We start from the raw sequence: 16964 nt of genomic DNA, 5'->3' as shown, positions 1-16964 counted from the left end.
GGACGGTCATCGTAGCAGGGTGCCGATTTCGCGTCTGCCGGGCGACATGTACGGCGTTCGCCCGGTCTGCTTGTCGGGAGGTGGCCGGAAAATTTATACTGAACGGCTATTTATCATTCCGGGAAAGATATCGGTTCTTTCCCCCGCTGGACTGTCCTGGAGCGATGCATGCGGATACTCGGTGAAGCCCTGACCTTCGATGACGTGCTGCTGATCCCGGGGCATTCGAATGTCGTCCCCCGCGATGTTGATCTGACCACGAACATCACCCGCGAAATCCAGCTGAGCGCGCCGGTCGTCTCCGCCGCGATGGATACGGTGACCGAGGCGCGTCTGGCGATTGCCATGGCGCAGGAAGGCGGGCTCGGGATCGTGCACAAGAACATGTCGGTCGAGGCCCAGGCCGCCGAGGTTCAGCAGGTCAAGAAGCACGAAAGCGGGGTAATCAGCGAGCCGATCACCATCGGCCCGACCGCGACGATCGGCGAGGTCGTGGAGCTGACCCAGGCCAATCACATCTCCGGCGTGCCGGTGGTGAACGGCAATGACCTGGTTGGCATCGTGACCTCCCGCGACCTGCGCTTCGAGACTCGCATGGAGGCCCCGGTCACCGAGATCATGACCCCCCGCGAGCGGCTGGTCACCGTGCCCGAGGGCGCGGACCGCGGTCACGTGCTGGAGCTGCTGCACAAGCACCGCATCGAGAAGGTGCTGGTGGTCAACGACGACTTCCAGCTGCGCGGGATGATCACCGTCAAGGATATTCAGAAGTCCACCGAACACCCGCACGCCTGCAAGGACGATCGCGGTCGCCTGCGCGTGGGCGCGGCGGTCGGCGTGGGTGCCGGTACCGACGAGCGCGTGGCCGCGCTGGTCGAGGCCGGGGTGGACGTACTGGTGGTGGATACCGCGCATGGTCACTCGCAGGGCGTGCTGGATCGCGTGGCCTGGGTGAAAAAGCACTATCCGGACGTGCAGGTGATCGGCGGCAACATCGCCACCGCCGCCGCCGCGAAGGATCTGGTCGCGGCCGGGGCCGATGGCGTTAAGGTCGGGATCGGCCCGGGCTCGATCTGCACTACCCGTATCGTGGCCGGCGTGGGCGTGCCGCAGATCACCGCGATCTCGGATGTGGCCGAGGCGCTGAAGGGTACCGGTGTGCCGATGATCGCCGATGGCGGCGTGCGCTTCTCTGGCGACCTGGCCAAGGCCATCGCCGCCGGCGCCAACTGCGTGATGCTGGGTTCGATGTTCGCCGGGACCGAGGAGGCCCCGGGCGAGGTCGAGCTCTATCAGGGCCGCTCCTACAAGATCTACCGCGGTATGGGTTCGCTGGCTGCGATGCAGCAGGGCTCCTCGGACCGCTATTTCCAGGACCCGAACAGCTCGGCCGACAAGTTCGTGCCCGAGGGCATCGAGGGCCGGGTGCCGTACAAGGGCTCGATTGTCGCGATCATCTACCAGTTGATGGGCGGGCTGCGCTCGTCCATGGGCTATGTCGGCGCGCACGACATCGAGGAGATGCGCAGCAAGCCGCACTTCGTGCGCGTGACCGCCGCGGGCATGCGCGAGAGCCATGTGCACGACGTGGCGATCACCAAGGAAGCCCCGAACTACCGAATGGACTGATCCTGCCCCCGGGCGGATCCCCGACAGCGACCCGGCCGTCCGGCCGGGATACCGGATGACCTCATGACCCAGGATCTTCACGCCCACCGCATTCTGGTGCTGGACTTCGGCTCCCAGTACACCCAGCTGATCGCCCGCCGCGTGCGCGAGGCCGGGGTCTACTCCGAGGTGCATGCCTGGGACATGCCGGCGGCGGACATCCGCGCCTTCAATCCCACCGGGATCATCCTGTCCGGCGGCCCGGAGTCGGTGAACGTCGACCACCCGCCGCGCGCCGAGGATGCAGTGTTCGAGCTGGGTGTGCCGGTGCTGGGGATCTGCTACGGCATGCAGACCATGGCCGCGCAGCTGGGCGGACGGGTCGAGCCCTCCGAGCGCCGCGAGTTCGGTTACGCCCAAGTGCGTGCCCGCGGCCATACGCCGCTGCTGCGTGATATAGAGGATCACACCACACCGGAGGGCTACGGCCTGCTGGACGTGTGGATGTCGCATGGCGACCACGTGACCGAGCTGCCGGAGGGCTTCCGCCTGATGGCCTCCACCGATTCCGCGCCCATCGCCGGCATGGCCGACCCGGAGCGCGGTTTCTACGGTGTGCAGTTCCACCCCGAGGTCACGCACACGACCCAGGGCCAGCGCATCCTGGAGCGCTTCCTCCACGAGATCTGCGGCTGCGAGTCGCTGTGGACTGCGGACAACATCATCGACGACATGGCCGCGCGGGTGCGCGAGCAGGTCGGGGACGACCACGTGGTGCTGGGCCTGTCCGGCGGGGTCGACTCCTCGGTGGTCGGGGCGCTGCTGCACAAGGCGATCGGCGACCAGCTGACCTGCGTGTTCGTGGACACCGGCCTGCTGCGCCTGGGCGAGGGCGACCAGGTGATGTCGACCTTCGCCCGCCACATGGGCGTGAACGTGATCCGCGTGGATGCCGAGGACCGCTTCATGCGCTCGCTCGCCGGGGTCGAGGACCCGGAGGCCAAGCGCAAGGTCATCGGCGGGCTGTTCATCGACGTGTTCGACGAGGAGGCCGCGAAGCTGAACAACGTGCAGTGGCTGGCCCAGGGCACGATCTACCCGGACGTGATCGAGTCGGCCGACTCCAAGACCGGCAAGGCGCATGTGATCAAGTCGCACCACAACGTGGGCGGGCTGCCCGAGAACATGAAGCTGGGGCTGGTGGAGCCGCTGCGCGAGCTATTCAAGGACGAGGTGCGCAAGATCGGCGTGGAGCTGGGCCTGCCCACCGAGATGGTCTACCGCCACCCGTTCCCGGGGCCGGGTCTGGGCGTGCGCATCTTGGGCGAGGTGAAGAAAGAATACGCCGAGCTACTGCGCCGGGCGGACGCCATCTTCATCGAGGAGCTGCGTGCCGCGGATCTATACGACAAGACCTCGCAGGCGTTTGCGGTGTTTCTGCCGGTGAAGTCCGTTGGGGTGATGGGCGACGGCCGGCGCTACGATTACGTGGTCGCGCTGCGCGCGGTGGAGACCATCGATTTCATGACCGCGCGCTGGGCGCACCTGCCGTATGACTTCCTCGACCACGTCTCGCGCCGGATCATCAACGAGATCCCCGGCATCTCGCGCGTGACCTACGACATCTCCGGCAAGCCCCCGGCCACGATCGAGTGGGAATAGCCGCTGCGGGGGGTGGCTAACTCAGCCCCCGGCCAGGAACAGATAGCCCGCCGTACCGGCGATGCCTGCGGCCACGGCGGCCGCGACCCAGCCCGCCAGGGCTAGCAGGCGACGCCGATCGCCCGGCGGGGCGGGGCTCGTTGAAGGCGTGCTCCCGCTGATCGCGGGTGTCGCCTCCAGTTCGCTGTCGCGTCCGCTGCGCAGGAGATCCAGCATCGCTTCAATCTGCTGGTCGTCGAAGCCGAAGGGATCGAACCGGCGCTGCCCGAATTGCTGCAACAGGGCGCGTACCTCGCCGGCCGCGGGGACATATTTCATCGACCACTCTCCGAAGCCTGCGCGCTCCAGCTCGCGTTCGCGCAGTACGGTGATCTCTTCGTGGCGCGGGTCGCAACGGATGCGCTCCAGAGTCGCGTAGACGGCCTTGGGCTCGCCCTCCAGGCACTGGAAGAAGTGGCCGTCGCCGTAATAGAGGGCACCCACGATGCCGGCCCGGGGGTTGTTCTGGCGCGACTGCAGCAGGATCCGCCCGACCTCGGGCTCGATGCCCTGGGCGGGATGTTCGTGGCGCGCAAAGGCCGCGCGGCTGACATACACCAGCTGGAGCGTCATCAGCGGAACATCTCTGAATGGATATGTAGGGAAGACCACGCCCGGGGTCGGACGTTCCGCAGTGGGATGAGCGTCGACCCTATTCGATGATCTGGTTGACGTGCTCCAGGCCAATCGCGTCGCTTTCCCAGTCCAGGTCCCGGGTGGACGAACGCGGGGCCAGGCGGCGCAGCGAAGCGACCCCTTCGCGATCGATGTGGGCCAGACGGTGGGGGGTGCCGACATGGCTTTCGATGTTGGCGGCCTGTACGACGTCGCTGTAGCTGATCGGGGACTCGGCATCTGGTTCGCGCTGGAGGTTCTCGTGGTCCGCGACCGCGCGGATGATCTCCGGCTCGAAGTTCCAGTTCTTCAGCATCGCTCGGCCGATCGCGACGTGTGCGGCATCTGCCGCTGCCTGCAGGGCGCGTGGATCCTCGTAGATCGCCGGCGTCTTCTCCGCACGGCGCAGGATCGGGATCATCCCGATGTCGTGCACCAGGCCGGCGAGCAGGGCGGTGTCCGGGTCCAGATGCGGATGCCGGCGCGCCAGCAGATAGCTGATGATCGCGACCTCGAGGCTGTGGTTCCACAATGCTTCCATGCGTTGCCGGATCGCGTCGTTGCCACTTTGAAAGACCTCTTTCATCGACAGGGCGATGATGGTCTGGCGCGCCCGCTCCATGCCCAGTCGGGTCACCGCGGAGCGGATGGTCGCGCAGCGGCTCAGTCCCCGATAGGCGGGGCTGTTGGCATGGCGCACCAGCCGAGTCGCCAGCGCCGTGTCACGCGAAATCAGGTTGACCAGATCGGCGATGGAGCTGGTGTCGTCCTGCACGATAAACAGCGCCTGCACGGAAATATCCGGAAGGGTCGGGATATCGATCTGCTGACGTTCCAGATCCGAGCGCAATCGCTCGAGGAATTTTTCCACTTCCGCGCGGGTGGCCAAGGGTCGTCCCTGTATGGCTGGGAGGTCAGGCGGGATTATGCCACAGGGTGCCCCTGGCGCCGATCCGAACATGGCCTTGGTTGACGGGTTTGCGGTCGCCGCCGATGATGGAGAAAGAACCCGACAGGAGGTCGTGATGCGCCGCTTCGTGCTGGATACCAGTGTGTTCACCAACCCGCATGTGGCGGGCCAGTTTGGCGCGGACGCGGAGGACATCCTGCGCACCTTTCTGCATCTGGCGCGCGATTGCCCGGCCGAGTTCTACATGCCGCTGTCGGTGTACGAGGAATTCCGCGGCATGCGCGACCTGGAGGCCCTGGCCGCGGATTTTGAGACCGTGGTCTGGGTGCGCTCGCCGCGTCGCTTCGCCCTGACACTACCCAGCGACATCCTCTACGAGTTCATCGACGAGGTGCGCACGCGTATCGACCGCGGGCTGCGCATCGCCGAGGAGCACACGCGCCAGGCGGGTGCGGCGGAGTCGCTCAAACCTGAGCTCATCACCCAGCTGCGCGAGCGCTTTCGCGAGGCCATGCGCAAGGGCCTGGTGGACTCGCGCGAGGACGTCGATGCTGTTCTGCTGGCGATGGAGCTGGATGCGGAGCTGGCCAGTGCCGATGAGGGCATGCGCAAACTGGGCAACCGCATGGGCATCAAGCTCGTCACCGCCGATTATCTGCGCCGGGTGATGGAGAACCTCGCAGAGGCGGAGCGCCCCGGCATTTGAGCGCGCCGGCTCAATCGTACTGGCGTTCGCCGGCCAGGGCGGAGGCCAGTGTGCCGGTGATGCGGTCGAACTGGCGGTCGAATTCCAGCAGCCAGTAGCCATCTTCCTGGCGCGGTGCGTCGTCGGCGAAGGCCACGTGGCGTCCGCCGGTGGCACGCATGTGGTTCATGAAATGCAGCGCGTTGGCACGCTCGCGGAAGCGGCAGCGATAGCGATGGCCGACATGGCCCTGCCGGCGGTGCTGCCCGACCGCCCCGTAAAGCCCTGAAAGGAGCGCATCGCCGAGAATCTGTTCCAGATCGGTGTGGTGCCGGGACGGGTGCTCGGACAGAAAAATGGCGAGGCGCGTCAGGCGGTTGGTGAAATACTCTGGCGGCAGGTCGAGCAGTTGTTCCGAACATACGCGAATATCGGAGATGCACGAGCTCCCGGTGACATATTTGGCGCGGTGCTGCCCGTCCACGGTCTTCAGGACCAGCCCCTCGGCCCCTTCCTCGTCCAGCCGCCGTATCAATTGCCCGAGCGCCTGGGTGTCGTGTGGGGTGAACTGTCCGTGCAGGGGCGCCGGGGGCAGTGCGTGGTGCTCGATCAAAGAGAATTTCTCTGGCTGGGGCACGAAGCCGGGCTGGCCGAGGCGCATCAAGTCGAAGACGAACAAGCCCACATCGTGTGCGACCCGGGGGGTGGAACCTTCCAGGTACGGCGTATCCGGACCGGCGATCTCTGCGCACAGGATCAGGTCGGGCTCGGCGTCGAAGATCACCGGGTCCATGAAATCCGTCACCCGGTCTGTGCTGAACGCGCAGACGTAGCCGCCGCGGCTGAAGGCATAGATGCGCCCGTGCCAGCGCAGGATGCGCACGTTGAAGCCGTCGATCTTCTCCTCCGCCCAGAAGGGCTGGTCGAACTGACGGGGCAGCCCGGCTTCCAGCGACTGGATGCGTCCGATTGCCGGGTAGCCGGGGATTATTGAACCGTCCGGCAATACTACTGATCCGCGCGGGTAGTGATTAACCGGTTCCAGCAGCCGTGCGTACTCCAGCCCGTCAAACGTCAGGGCCTCGGCGCGGCGATTTGCGACGGCATCCTGCAGTGTTTCGTGGTCGATCATGCGTTCTCTTCTGTCGGGGTCTTCCTCAGGCCCCGGATCTGATCCTTCAGGGCCTCGGTGTGGCGGCGGGCCTTGCCGGCCTGGGTTACCAGGCGCCGCGCCATGCTGATGATCCGCAGCTGTCGTTCCATCTCGGCCATGCTCAGCGAGCCGAAGGTGCCTTCGCGCAGCAGGGCGGCCTTCAATTCGGCATAGGCGGATTCCACCGTGTCTACAGCCTCTGCGGCGGCCAGTTCATGCCCATTGTCGCCATCGTCCGCCTCCAGGTTGCACAGGTCCAGGGCGCGGATCGCCTGTTCCTGCCAGGCGCGGCGCTGTTCGGTCACGATCGGGCGCTCCTCGCCGCTGGACTGGCGGCGCAGGTCGGCGATGTCGTCGGCCAGTATGGCGACCTCGCGATGGTAGCGGGCAATGCGCACGGTTTCGGCGATTCCGTGCCCGACCTGTTCTGGCATTGGGTGGTTCGCGGTATGGGCCGCGAAGTCGGCGATGGCCTGGGTCAGCTGCTCCGCGGCCAGGCGCCTGCGGTCCAGGGTGCCGGCCGCCGGCGGCGCGGTCTGCAGGGCTTCGCGGGCCATCGAGTGGCCGATGTCGGCCAGGCGCTCGGTCTCCTGGATCAGCGACTGCAGGGCGAGATCCGGGACCCCGGAGCTGCTGCGGTCCAGGTATTGTGGCCGGGCGATGTCCTCCTCGATAGTGCGGAAGCGGCCCTGCAGCCAGCGGATCATCGGCGGGGCGACTGGCACCATCAGCGCCACCCCGAGCAGGTTGAACGCGGTATGAAACAGCGCCAGCAGCACCGCCGGCGCCGGGGCCTCGCCGGTGCTGCCCCAGATCCAGGCGATCGCGGCCAGGAACCAGGGCAGGATCAGTAGCGCAACGATCGCGGTCAGGCCGTTGAAGATCACATGGGCCGCAGCGACGCGCTTGGCGTTCGGGGTTGCGCCGATTACGACCAGCAGCGCTTTCACCGTGGTGCCGAGGTTGGCGCCGATCACGGCCGCGGCGGCCGCTTCCAGCGGTACCGCGCCACTCATCGCGGCGGTCAGGGCCATGGCCATGGAGGCCGAGGAGCTCTGCATCAGCACGGTCAGGAGTGCCCCGATGCCGACCATGATCAGGAGCCCGGCGAAACCGGGACGCGCCAGCGCGCCCAGGTCGAAGGTGGCGCTCAGTCCCTCGAAGGCCTCGCGCAGCACGTCGATCCCGAAGAACAGCAGACCGAAGCCGGCCAGCGCCAGGCCCAGATAGCGCGGCCGTGCGGCCTTCATGAACAGGTAGAGCAGGGCGCCGATGCCGATCGCCGGCAGGGCGAAGGCCTCGATGCGGATGTTGAAGCCGATCAGTGCGACCAGCCAGCCGGTCATGGTCGTGCCGACGTTGGAGCCGAAGATTACCCAGACCGACTGGCCCAGCGTCAGCAGACCGGCATTGGCGAAGCCGATGGTGGCGACCGTGACCGCGCTGGAGGACTGCACCAGCGCGGTCACGCCCATGCCCGAGGCGAGGGCACGCGGCCGGGTGCGGGTCCATTGCCCGAGGATGTGCTGCAACGCCCTGCCGCCGGCGGTCTTCAGGCCGTCGGTCAGCAGGGTCATCCCGAGCAGGAACAGCCCGAGACCGCCGAGGAAGCCGGCGATCAGGGCGTAGGTGCTGACGGCTTCGGCCTCCGGCATCGGTCCTTATTTTTCGCGCAGTTACAGCGTAATGGTCTCGCCGAAGGCGGGTGCATGCGCCTCGGCCCCCAGCTCGTCACGCAGGCCGGTGGCCAGGGCCTCGCGCGCCTCCGGCTCGCCGTGCACGAGGTGGAATACCGGCTGGTCCTGAAAGGCGCGCGCCCAGTCGATCAGCTGGCTGCGCCCGGCATGGGCGGAAAAGCCGCCCAGGGTGTGGACCTTCGCGTTCACCGCGACCTCGTCGCCCAGGAGCTTGACTCGCTCGGCGCCGTCGACCAGGCGCCGGCCCAGCGTGCCTGTCGCCTGGAAGCCGACGATCACCAGATGCGCCTCGCGCCGCCACAGGTTGTACTTCATGTGGTGCCGGATGCGCCCGCCATTGCACATTCCGGAGCCGGCGATGATGATCGCGCCGCCGGTGATCCGGTTGATCGCCATGGATTCCTCGACCGTGCGGCAGACCTGCAGCCCCGGCAGGTAGGCCGCCGGATCCCCATTCGCGGCCTGGTGCAGCCGGTCCATGTCCTCCGGGTCCAGCGTGCGGCGCAGGCGGGCGTACAGCTCGGTGACCTTGATCGCCATCGGACTGTCGAGGAAGACCTTCTGCTGCGGCAGGCGCCCGGCGTGGTGCAACATGCTCAGGTGGTAGAGGATCTCCTGGGTGCGGCCCACGGCGAAGGCTGGGATCAGCACGTTGCCGCCGCTCTTGTCGGCCTCGGCCAGGACCTGCGCGAACTCCTCGACCGTCTCCTCCATCGGGCGGTGGTCGCGGTCGCCGTAGGTGCTCTCCAGCAGCACGTGATCCGCGTGTTCCGGGCGTGCCGGGTCGTGCATCAGCACGGCGTCGGCGTTGCCGAGATCGCCCGAGAACACCAGGTGCCGATCGCGCCCGCCGGAGGGCACGATCAGGTCCACGATCGCGGAACCGAGGATATGCCCGGCATCGCGGAAGGTCAGGCCAATTCCGCCCGCGATCTTGCGCGCCTGGCCGTAGGGCACGGCCTCGCACAGCCCGAGGGTGGTGGCGACGTCGTCGATGTCATAGACCGGCTCCAGCAGCGGCTTGTCCGCGCGCCGGCGCCACTTGTTCTCCCACTCGATGTCCTTGCTCATCACGAACGCGGCGTCCTCGAGCATGATCTCGAGCAGCTCCTCGGTGCCTGGCGTGCAGTAGATCGGGCCGCGGTAGCCATCGCGCACCAGCTTGGGCAGGAGCCCCGAGTGGTCGAGGTGGCCGTGCGACAGCACCACTGCGTCGAGTGTTTCCGCCAGTTCGACGAGCGAGGCGCGGTTGGCCTCGTCCGCTTCGCTGTTGCCCTGGTGCATGCCGCATTCCAGCAGGATGCGGGCGTCGTCGGTCTCGAGGAGATAACGCGAACCGGTGACCTCGCCGGTTGCCCCCTGAAAGGTCAGTTGTGCCATGAGGGGAAGTGTACGCGGGACGTGGGTGTAATGGGCAAGCAAAGCGTTCGCACTTGATCCGGATCAACGCCCGGGCGTGGCAGTTGACCGCATGGGTTGACCCACCCCGGCCGGCGGGCGAGGCTGTCAACAGGACCACGGGGTAGGTTGCAAGGCGATGCGGCTGAGCAGTCCGGCGTTTGCAGACGGAGAACGGATGCCGATCGAGGTCTCGGCGCGGGATGCCAACGAGTTGCCGCAGCTGGACATTCGTGATGTGCCGGCGGGTGCACGCAGTCTCGCGTTGATCCTGGAAGACCTGGACTCGCCGCTGGGGGAGGTCACCCACTGGCTGGTCTGGAACCTGCCACCGGATACGCATTGCGTGGATGCCCTGCACCTGCCCCGCGAGGGGCGCGTGGGGATGGATGCCTTCGGCAAGGTCGGCTATCTCGGCCCGGTGCCGCCGGAGGGCTGTCATCACTACCGCTTCCGCCTGCTGGCGCTGGATGCCGAGCTGGAGCTGGAGGCGGGGGCGACCCGCAGCCAGTTCGATGCCGTGGCCGAGGGGCACGTGCTCGACGAGGCGGACCTCACCGGGGCGCTGTGCTCGGCGGACGCGGGCGCGGATCCCGATGCGCCGGCCTGATTCCGCCCGCGGGGAGGTCGCGGCATGAGCCACTACCGACCGGAGGCCTTCTTCGCCACGGTGAACCCGACGGTGTTCACTGCCTCCGCGATTATGGTGGTGGTGTTCGTCGCCTTCGGGGTGATCTTCCCCGACACCGCCAGCGAGGTGTTCGCCAGGATCCACGGCTTCATCACCGAGTATCTCGGTTGGGGCTACCTGTTGGTGGTGACCTTCTTCCTCGGCTTTCTGATCTGGCTGGGCTTCAGCCGCTACGGGGCCATCCGCCTGGGGCAGCCGGATGACCGGCCGGAGTTCGGCTTTGCCGCGTGGTTCGCGATGCTGTTCTCTGCCGGCATGGGGATCGGGCTGGTGTTCTGGAGCGTGGCCGAGCCGATCCTGCACTACCAGCATCCGCCGACCGGCGATGGCGAGACCGACGCGGCCGCGCGCCAGGCGATGGTCTACACCTTCTTTCACTGGGGACTGCACGCCTGGGCGGTGTACGTGGTGCTGGGGCTGTCGGTCGCCTATTTCAGCTTCCGTCACCGCCTGCCGCTGACCATCCGTTCGATCTTCTACCCGCTGCTGGGGGACCGCATCTACGGCCCGATCGGGCATGTGATCGACATCCTCGCGGTATTCGGCACCCTGTTCGGGTTGGCCACCTCGCTGGGTTTCGGGGCGATGCAGCTCAATACCGGGCTCAACGTGCTGGTCGACATGCCGGTCTCGCACTGGTGGCAGGTGGGCATTATCACCGCGATCACCGCGGTGGCGGTGCTGTCGGTGATCTCCGGGCTGGACCGCGGGCTGAAGTGGGTCAGCGTGTTCAACCTGGTACTGGCGATCAGCTTCATGCTGTTCGTGCTGATCGCCGGGCCCACATTGTTCATCCTGCGCTTCTTCCTCGACTCCACCGGCGGCTATCTGCAGCAGATCGTCCAGCTCAGCCTGCACACCGATGCCATCGGCGGCTCGCAGTGGCAGAAGGACTGGACCATGTTCTACTGGGCGTGGTGGATCGCCTGGTCGCCGTTCGTCGGCATCTTCATCGCGCGCATCTCGCGCGGGCGCACCATCCGCGAGTTCATCGTCGGCGTGCTCGCCCTGCCCAGCCTGTTCGTGTTCGCCTGGATGGCGATCTTCGGCGGCACCGCGCTGCACATGGAGCTGTTCGACGATGGCGCGGGTATCGCCGCGGCGGTCGCCGAGGACACCACCGTGGCCCTGTACGCGACCCTGGCGCAGCTGCCCTGGACCACGATCGCCTCCGGCGTGGCGACCCTGCTGATTGCGACCTACTTCATCACCTCGTCGGCCTCGGGCACCTATGTGGTCGATGCGCTGATCTCGCGCGGCTCGAAGCACTCGCCGAAGCGCCAGCGGGTGATCTGGGGCATTACCGAGGGGGCAGTGGCCGCCACCTTGCTGATCGTTGGCGGCGAGCGCGCGCTGGACAGCCTGCAGACCGGTTCCCTGACCGCCGGGCTGCCGGTCGCCATCATCCTGGTGTTCTGCTGCATCAGCCTGATGCGCGCGCTGGGCCGCGAGTACCGGGTCGAGGGCGTGGATCCGCCCTGGCGCTGACCCATCGCTCGGGCAGCGACCGGGCTGGGTGTGCTGCGGTCAGCTCTGGACCTGCCAGCTCCCGTCCGGCTGGCGGCATGCCGTGCCATAGACCTGTTCGCGCTGACCACCGATGGTCGCATCGATGGTGTACTCGCGGCAGGGTCCGGTCGCGGTATCAAAGGTCCGGGTGGGGGTCACCGCATACTGGTGTCCGGTATCCGGATTGACCCATTGCGCTGGCACCCCCGTGCGTACGGTTTCCAGGGTCTGGGCGGTCTTCATGCGGTCGACGTCGTCCATCGAGCGGCCGACTGCGCCGCCGATCGCCGCGCCGGCCAGGGTGCCGGCGATGATCGCGGCGGTGCGCCCACGCCCCGCGCCGACCTCGGCGCCGAGCAGGCCTCCCAGGGCGCCGCCGATCACCATGCCGGCCTGCTCCTGTCCCCCGTAGTGTGCACAGCCGGAAAGGGCAAGCGCCCCGGCCGCAAGGATCGTGTAGGTCGTCTTGCGCAGCATGGCATCCCTCCGCGCGAAGCTGTTGGATATGACCGGGCTCGACCAACAGCGCGCCGCTTGTGAGCTTGCCGGTCCGGAACCATCGGGTGCAGCGCCGTCAGGGCGACCTGCGGTCCTGGGTGTTTCTACCGAGTATAGGCACGAGTGGCGCGGCCTGCCCGCGAAGGCTTTCCGGGCCGGCACAGTGTCCCATGGCAGGGTGGGGGTTAGCGGCGACGTTCCAGACGCTGGAAGGTGAAGGCGCAGGCGTGGCGGTCGTCGGGTTCGTGGTGTTCGGACCAGACGCAGTCCCAGTCATCGGGGTTGATGGCCGGGAACCAGGTGTCCCCGGCATGGGGTTCGTGCACGCGTGTCAGGTGCAGCACGGAGGCCCGGGGCAGGGCCTCGGCAAACAGCCCTGCGCCGCCGATCACGAAGGCCGGGCCCTCGGGGATGGAGGTGAGGGCGCTGTCCAGGTCCGGATAGACCTCCACGCCGTGGGCCTGCCAGTCTGCCTGGCGGGTCAGCACCAGGTTGCGGCGCTTCGGCAGGGGGCGACCGATGGACTCGAACGTGCGCCGGCCCATGATCATCGGGTGCCCGTCGGTCACGCGCTTGAAGTGCTGCAGGTCCTTCGGCAGATGCCAGGGCAGATCGTTGTCGCGTCCGATTACATGGTCCGGGTCCAGCGCGACGATCAGGTGGATCTCGGGGGCCGCCATCAGATCGCCACCGGCGCCTTGATCGGCGGGTGCGACTGGTAGTCGCGCACCTCGATGTCGTCGAAGGTGAACGCGAACAGGTCCGTGACCTCGGGATTCAGGTGCAGGGTGGGCAGCGGCAGGGGCTCGCGGCCCAGCAGCTCGTTCACCTGCTGTTCGTGGTTGTGATACAGGTGGGCGTCGCCGAAGGTATGCACGAAGTCGCCCGGTTCCAGGCCGGCCACCTGCGCCAGCATGTGCGTGAACAGGGCATAGCTGGCGATGTTGAACGGCACACCCAGGAACACATCGGCACTGCGCTGGTAGAGCTGGCAGGACAGCCGGCCGTCGGCGACGTAGAACTGGAACAGGGTGTGGCAGGGCGCCAGCGCCATGCGCCCGGCGGTCGCGTTCTCCTGTGGTGAGACGGACTCGTCCGGCAGGTCGGCCACGTTCCAGGCGCTGATGATGTGGCGCCGCGAGTAGGGGCGTTGCTTCAGGTTGTCCACCAGTTCGGCCAGCTGGTCGTGCCCGGCCCAGTTGCGCCACTGTGCCCCGTAGATCGGGCCCAGATCGCCGTCCTCGGTGGCCCACTCGTCCCAGATGCGGACCTTGTGTTCCTTGAGATAGCCGATGTTGGTCTCGCCGCGGATAAACCACAGCAGTTCGTGGATCACCGAGCGCAGGTGGGTGCGCTTGGTGGTGACCAGCGGAAAGCCCGCGGCCAGGTCGAAGCGCATCTGGTAGCCGAACACCGAGCGCGTGCCGGTGCCGGTGCGGTCCGGGCGGTCGGTGCCGTGTTCACGAATGTGGCGGACGAGGTCGAGGTATTGCTGCATGTCAGGCGTTCTCGGTGGCCGGGCGGGATTCCGGCACGGCATTCTTGCGTGACCAGAGGATCAGACCAATCCCGAACAGGATGACCGGCAGGCTCAGTACCTGGCCGAGCGTCAGCCAGTCGAAGGCCAGATAGCCGATATGCGCATCCGGCACGCGCACGAATTCGACCAGGAAGCGGAAGCCGCCGTAGAGCGTCAGGAACAGCCCGGAGACCAGCCCCGTGCGGCGCGGATGACGCGAGACGATCCACAGCACCACGAACAGCACCAGCCCCTCGAGGAACGCCTGGTAGAGCTGCGATGGGTGGCGCGGCACGTAGTCGGCGGCCGGGAAGATCATCGCCCAGGGCAGGTCGGTGGGTTTGCCCCACAGCTCGCCGTTGATCCAGTTCCCGATGCGTCCCGCGCCCAGGCCGATCGGGATCAGCGGTGCAATGAAATCCGTCAGGCGGAAGAAGCCCACGCCCAGCCGGCGTGCATAGAGCCAGGAGGTTACGAGTACCCCGACCAGGCCGCCGTGGAAGGCCATGCCACCTTCCCAGACACGGAACAGGCTGACCGGGTCGGCGAGTGTGGCATCCAGGTTGTAGAAAAGGGCATAGCCCAGGCGCCCGCCGATAATCACGCCGATCGCGCCCCAGAACAGCAGGTCGCCGACCTGAACCGGTTGCAGGGGCGCCCAGCCCTGCGTGCGCGCACGCCAGGCGCCCAGTGCCCAGAAGGCCACGAAGCCGATCAGGTACATCAGCCCGTACCAGTACAGGGTCAGGGGGCCCAGCGACAGGGCTACCGGATCGATAAACGGGTGCGTGGGCATGGTCGCTTGCGGATGGAAAATCGGCTGCACATGCTACCCGGCCTGGCCCTGGCGTGCACCTGTACCCGTCGGGGCGAATCCGCTTTCCAGGGAGGTCGTGCGATGAATCGACTGGCCGGGGCCAGCAGCCCGTATCTGCTACAGCATGCCGACAACCCGGTGGACTGGTATCCGTGGGGCGAGGACGCGCTGCAGCGCGCCCGCCGTGAGGACAAGCCGATCCTGCTGTCGATCGGCTACTCCGCCTGTCACTGGTGCCACGTGATGGCGCATGAATCGTTCGAGGACCCGGCCACCGCCGAGGTGATGAACGAACGTTTCATCAACATCAAGGTGGATCGCGAAGAGCGTCCCGACCTCGACCGTATCTATCAGAACGCGCACATGCTGCTGTCCCAGCGCCCGGGAGGCTGGCCGCTGACGGTGTTCCTGACCCCTGACCAGGTGCCGTTCTTTGCCGGCACGTACTTCCCCAGCACTCCGCGCCACGGACTGCCGTCGTTCGTCGACCTGATGACCCGGGTGGCCGATTTCCTCGCGGAGCATCCCGACGAGATCCAGCGCCAGAACGAATCGCTGCAGCAGGCGCTGGCACGCATCTACCGCCCGGCGGGCGGGGCGATCCCGGCGATCGGCGTGCTGGACAAGGCGCGGGCGGAACTGGCGCAGACCTTCGACGAGCAGTTCGGGGGCTTCGGCGACGCACCCAAGTTCCCGCACCCGGCCAGCCTCGAGTGGCTGGCCTGGCATGCGGCGCGCCACAAGGATGCCGAGGCCGACCGCATGCTCGAGCGGACGCTCGTGGCGATGGCCGCCGGCGGGATCTTCGACCAGGTCGGCGGCGGCTTTTGCCGCTACTCGGTGGATGCGCGCTGGATGATCCCGCACTTCGAGAAGATGCTCTACGACAACGGGCCTTTGCTGGGCCTGTATGCCGAGCGCGCGGCCGCCGGTGACGACCTCGCGCGGCATGTGGCCGAGCAGACGGTCGCCTGGCTGGAGCGCGAGATGCGCGACCCCTCCGGCGCGTTCTACTCCAGTCTCGATGCCGATTCGGAAGGGGAGGAAGGCCGCTTCTACGTTTGGGATCCGGAGACGGTCGAGGGCCTGCTGGCGGAGGACGAATGGGCGGTCGCCAGTCGGGTCTGGGGACTGAACGGCCCGGCGAACTTCGAGGGTCGCTGGCACCTGCACGAGGTGGTCCCGATCGCGACCGTGGCCGATGCCCTGGGCATCGACGAGCCCGAGGCGAACGCGCGCCTCGGCCGCGCCCGCGAGCGCCTGCTGGCCGCGCGGGAGCAGCGCGTGCGGCCGCATCGCGACGACAAGATCCTGGGCGCCTGGAACGCGCTGATGATTACCGGGCTCGCCCGCGCCGCGCGTGCGATGGAGCGGCCCGACTGGCTGGGACTCGCCCGCGCGGCGATGGATGCGGTGCGCGAACGGCTCTGGCGCGATGGCCGGCTGTTTGCCAGCTACCGCGAAGGGGCGACCGGCGAGCTGCCACGGGCCTATCTGGACGACCACGCCCTGCTGCTGGAGGCCACGCTGGCGCTGCTGGAAGCCGAATGGGACAGCGACCTGCTGGGCTGGGCTACGACCCTGGCGGAGGCCCTGCTGGACGACTTCGAGGATACCGAGCACGGCGGCTTCTTCTACACCGCGCGCGATCACGAGGCGCTGATCCAGCGGCCCAAGGTCTACGCCGACGACGCGATGGCCGCCGGCAATGGCATCGCCGCGCAGGCCATGCAGAAACTCGGCTTCCTGCTGGCCGAGCCGCGCTACCTGGAGGCCGCCGAACGCACGCTGGCCAACGCCGGGCCGATGATCGAGCAGGCCCCGCTGGGCCACATGAGCCTGCTGATTGCGCTGGATATGCACCAGCAGCCGCCGCCGCTCGTCGTGCTGCGCGGCGCGGCGGACGAGCTGCCGGCCTGGCAGCAGCGCCTGCGGTCACAGGGCCATCCGGCATGGGGCTTCGCCATCGCGGGCGAGGTCGACGACCTGCCGGCGGCCCTGGCGGAGAAGGCGCCGCCGGAGTCTGGCGTGCGCGCCTATCTCTGCCGCGGCCTGCACTGCGAGGCGCCGGTAACCGACCCCGCGGCGCTGGACAACGCGCTCTCACCGGGTTGAAACGCCTGGTCGCGCACCCACAGTAGAATGGGTCAGCCCCGCAAGCAG

15 protein-coding genes are annotated in these 16964 nt (G+C 67.5%); 6 read left to right on the top strand and 9 right to left on the bottom strand.

The features are described 5' to 3' along the window. Nucleotides 1–168: 168 nt before the first annotated feature. Together guaB and guaA are read left to right on the top strand one after the other, a co-directional pair. Nucleotides 169–1629: an IMP dehydrogenase gene (guaB, locus tag F467_RS0111490; RefSeq protein ID WP_018138428.1), complete on the top strand. Its 1461-nt coding sequence runs from the start codon at nt 169–171 to the stop codon at nt 1627–1629. A 63-nt stretch (nt 1630–1692) separates the two neighbouring features. Beyond that, complete coding sequence (guaA, locus tag F467_RS0111485) at nt 1693–3270, top strand: glutamine-hydrolyzing GMP synthase (protein WP_018138429.1); 1578 nt, start codon at nt 1693–1695, stop codon at nt 3268–3270. A gap of 21 nt (nt 3271–3291) precedes the next feature. On the opposite strand, the gene F467_RS0111480 is transcribed toward guaA, so the two are convergent. Beyond that, nucleotides 3292–3882 (bottom strand): BLUF domain-containing protein, encoded by a 591-nt coding sequence (locus tag F467_RS0111480; RefSeq protein ID WP_018138430.1) that lies wholly within the window; start codon nt 3880–3882, stop codon nt 3292–3294. 79 nt (nt 3883–3961) lie between these two features. Then, on the bottom strand, nt 3962–4813 hold the full coding sequence (locus F467_RS0111475; RefSeq protein ID WP_018138431.1) for an HDOD domain-containing protein: 852 nt from the start codon (nt 4811–4813) through the stop codon (nt 3962–3964). 136 nt (nt 4814–4949) lie between these two features. On the opposite strand from F467_RS0111475, the gene F467_RS0111470 reads away from it, so the two are divergent. Beyond that, complete coding sequence (locus tag F467_RS0111470; RefSeq protein ID WP_018138432.1) at nt 4950–5540, top strand: RNA ligase partner protein; 591 nt, start codon at nt 4950–4952, stop codon at nt 5538–5540. Between the two features lie 10 nt (nt 5541–5550). Here F467_RS0111470 and F467_RS0111465 read toward each other — a convergent pair whose 3' ends face one another. The 3 genes from F467_RS0111465 to F467_RS0111455 are packed head-to-tail and all read right to left on the bottom strand — an operon-like array spanning nt 5551 to nt 9749. Continuing rightward, on the bottom strand, nt 5551–6651 hold the full coding sequence (locus F467_RS0111465; protein ID WP_018138433.1) for an RNA ligase: 1101 nt from the start codon (nt 6649–6651) through the stop codon (nt 5551–5553). Beyond that, entirely contained in the window at nt 6648–8327 is a 1680-nt protein-coding gene (locus tag F467_RS0111460; RefSeq protein WP_018138434.1) for a Na/Pi cotransporter family protein, read from the bottom strand. Before F467_RS0111460 ends, F467_RS0111465 begins: the two co-directional genes overlap by 4 nt. Before the next feature lie 21 nt (nt 8328–8348). Then, a complete protein-coding gene (locus tag F467_RS0111455) occupies nt 8349–9749 on the bottom strand; it encodes an MBL fold metallo-hydrolase RNA specificity domain-containing protein (protein ID WP_018138435.1) in 1401 nt (466 codons plus the stop codon). A 196-nt stretch (nt 9750–9945) separates the two neighbouring features. Here F467_RS0111455 and F467_RS0111450 point away from each other — a divergent pair, with 196 nt between their 5' ends. Both F467_RS0111450 and F467_RS0111445 read left to right on the top strand, forming a co-directional pair. After that, nucleotides 9946–10377, top strand: coding sequence for a YbhB/YbcL family Raf kinase inhibitor-like protein (locus tag F467_RS0111450; protein WP_018138436.1), 432 nt, complete (start codon nt 9946–9948; stop codon nt 10375–10377). Between the two features lie 24 nt (nt 10378–10401). After that, the gene (locus tag F467_RS0111445) at nt 10402–11946 is read left to right on the top strand and encodes a BCCT family transporter (protein ID WP_018138437.1); all 1545 of its coding nucleotides are present in this window, start codon (nt 10402–10404) and stop codon (nt 11944–11946) included. A gap of 39 nt (nt 11947–11985) precedes the next feature. Here F467_RS0111445 and F467_RS0111440 read toward each other — a convergent pair whose 3' ends face one another. The 4 genes from F467_RS0111440 to lgt all read right to left on the bottom strand — a co-directional run bounded on the left by F467_RS0111440 (nt 11986) and on the right by lgt (nt 14810). Continuing rightward, nucleotides 11986–12444 (bottom strand): RT0821/Lpp0805 family surface protein, encoded by a 459-nt coding sequence (locus tag F467_RS0111440; protein WP_018138438.1) that lies wholly within the window; start codon nt 12442–12444, stop codon nt 11986–11988. A 206-nt stretch (nt 12445–12650) separates the two neighbouring features. Continuing rightward, complete coding sequence (locus F467_RS0111435; RefSeq protein ID WP_018138439.1) at nt 12651–13145, bottom strand: dihydrofolate reductase; 495 nt, start codon at nt 13143–13145, stop codon at nt 12651–12653. Continuing rightward, nucleotides 13145–13963 (bottom strand): thymidylate synthase, encoded by an 819-nt coding sequence (locus F467_RS0111430; protein ID WP_018138440.1) that lies wholly within the window; start codon nt 13961–13963, stop codon nt 13145–13147. The genes F467_RS0111435 and F467_RS0111430 overlap by 1 nt, the downstream gene beginning before the upstream one ends. 1 nt (nt 13964) lies before the next feature. Beyond that, a complete protein-coding gene (lgt, locus tag F467_RS0111425) occupies nt 13965–14810 on the bottom strand; it encodes a prolipoprotein diacylglyceryl transferase (RefSeq protein WP_018138441.1) in 846 nt (281 codons plus the stop codon). Between the two features lie 72 nt (nt 14811–14882). Here lgt and F467_RS0111420 point away from each other — a divergent pair, with 72 nt between their 5' ends. Beyond that, nucleotides 14883–16916, top strand: a complete 2034-nt coding sequence (locus F467_RS0111420) for a thioredoxin domain-containing protein (RefSeq protein ID WP_018138442.1) — start codon at nt 14883–14885, stop codon at nt 16914–16916. Nucleotides 16917–16964 lie beyond the last annotated feature (48 nt).

This window comes from Thioalkalivibrio sp. ALJ12, assembly GCF_000378305.1.
Lineage (GTDB): Bacteria > Pseudomonadota > Gammaproteobacteria > Ectothiorhodospirales > Ectothiorhodospiraceae > Thioalkalivibrio.
The sequence above is the reverse complement of the archived record's forward strand: the minus strand, read 5'-3'. Positions and strand labels throughout refer to the sequence as shown.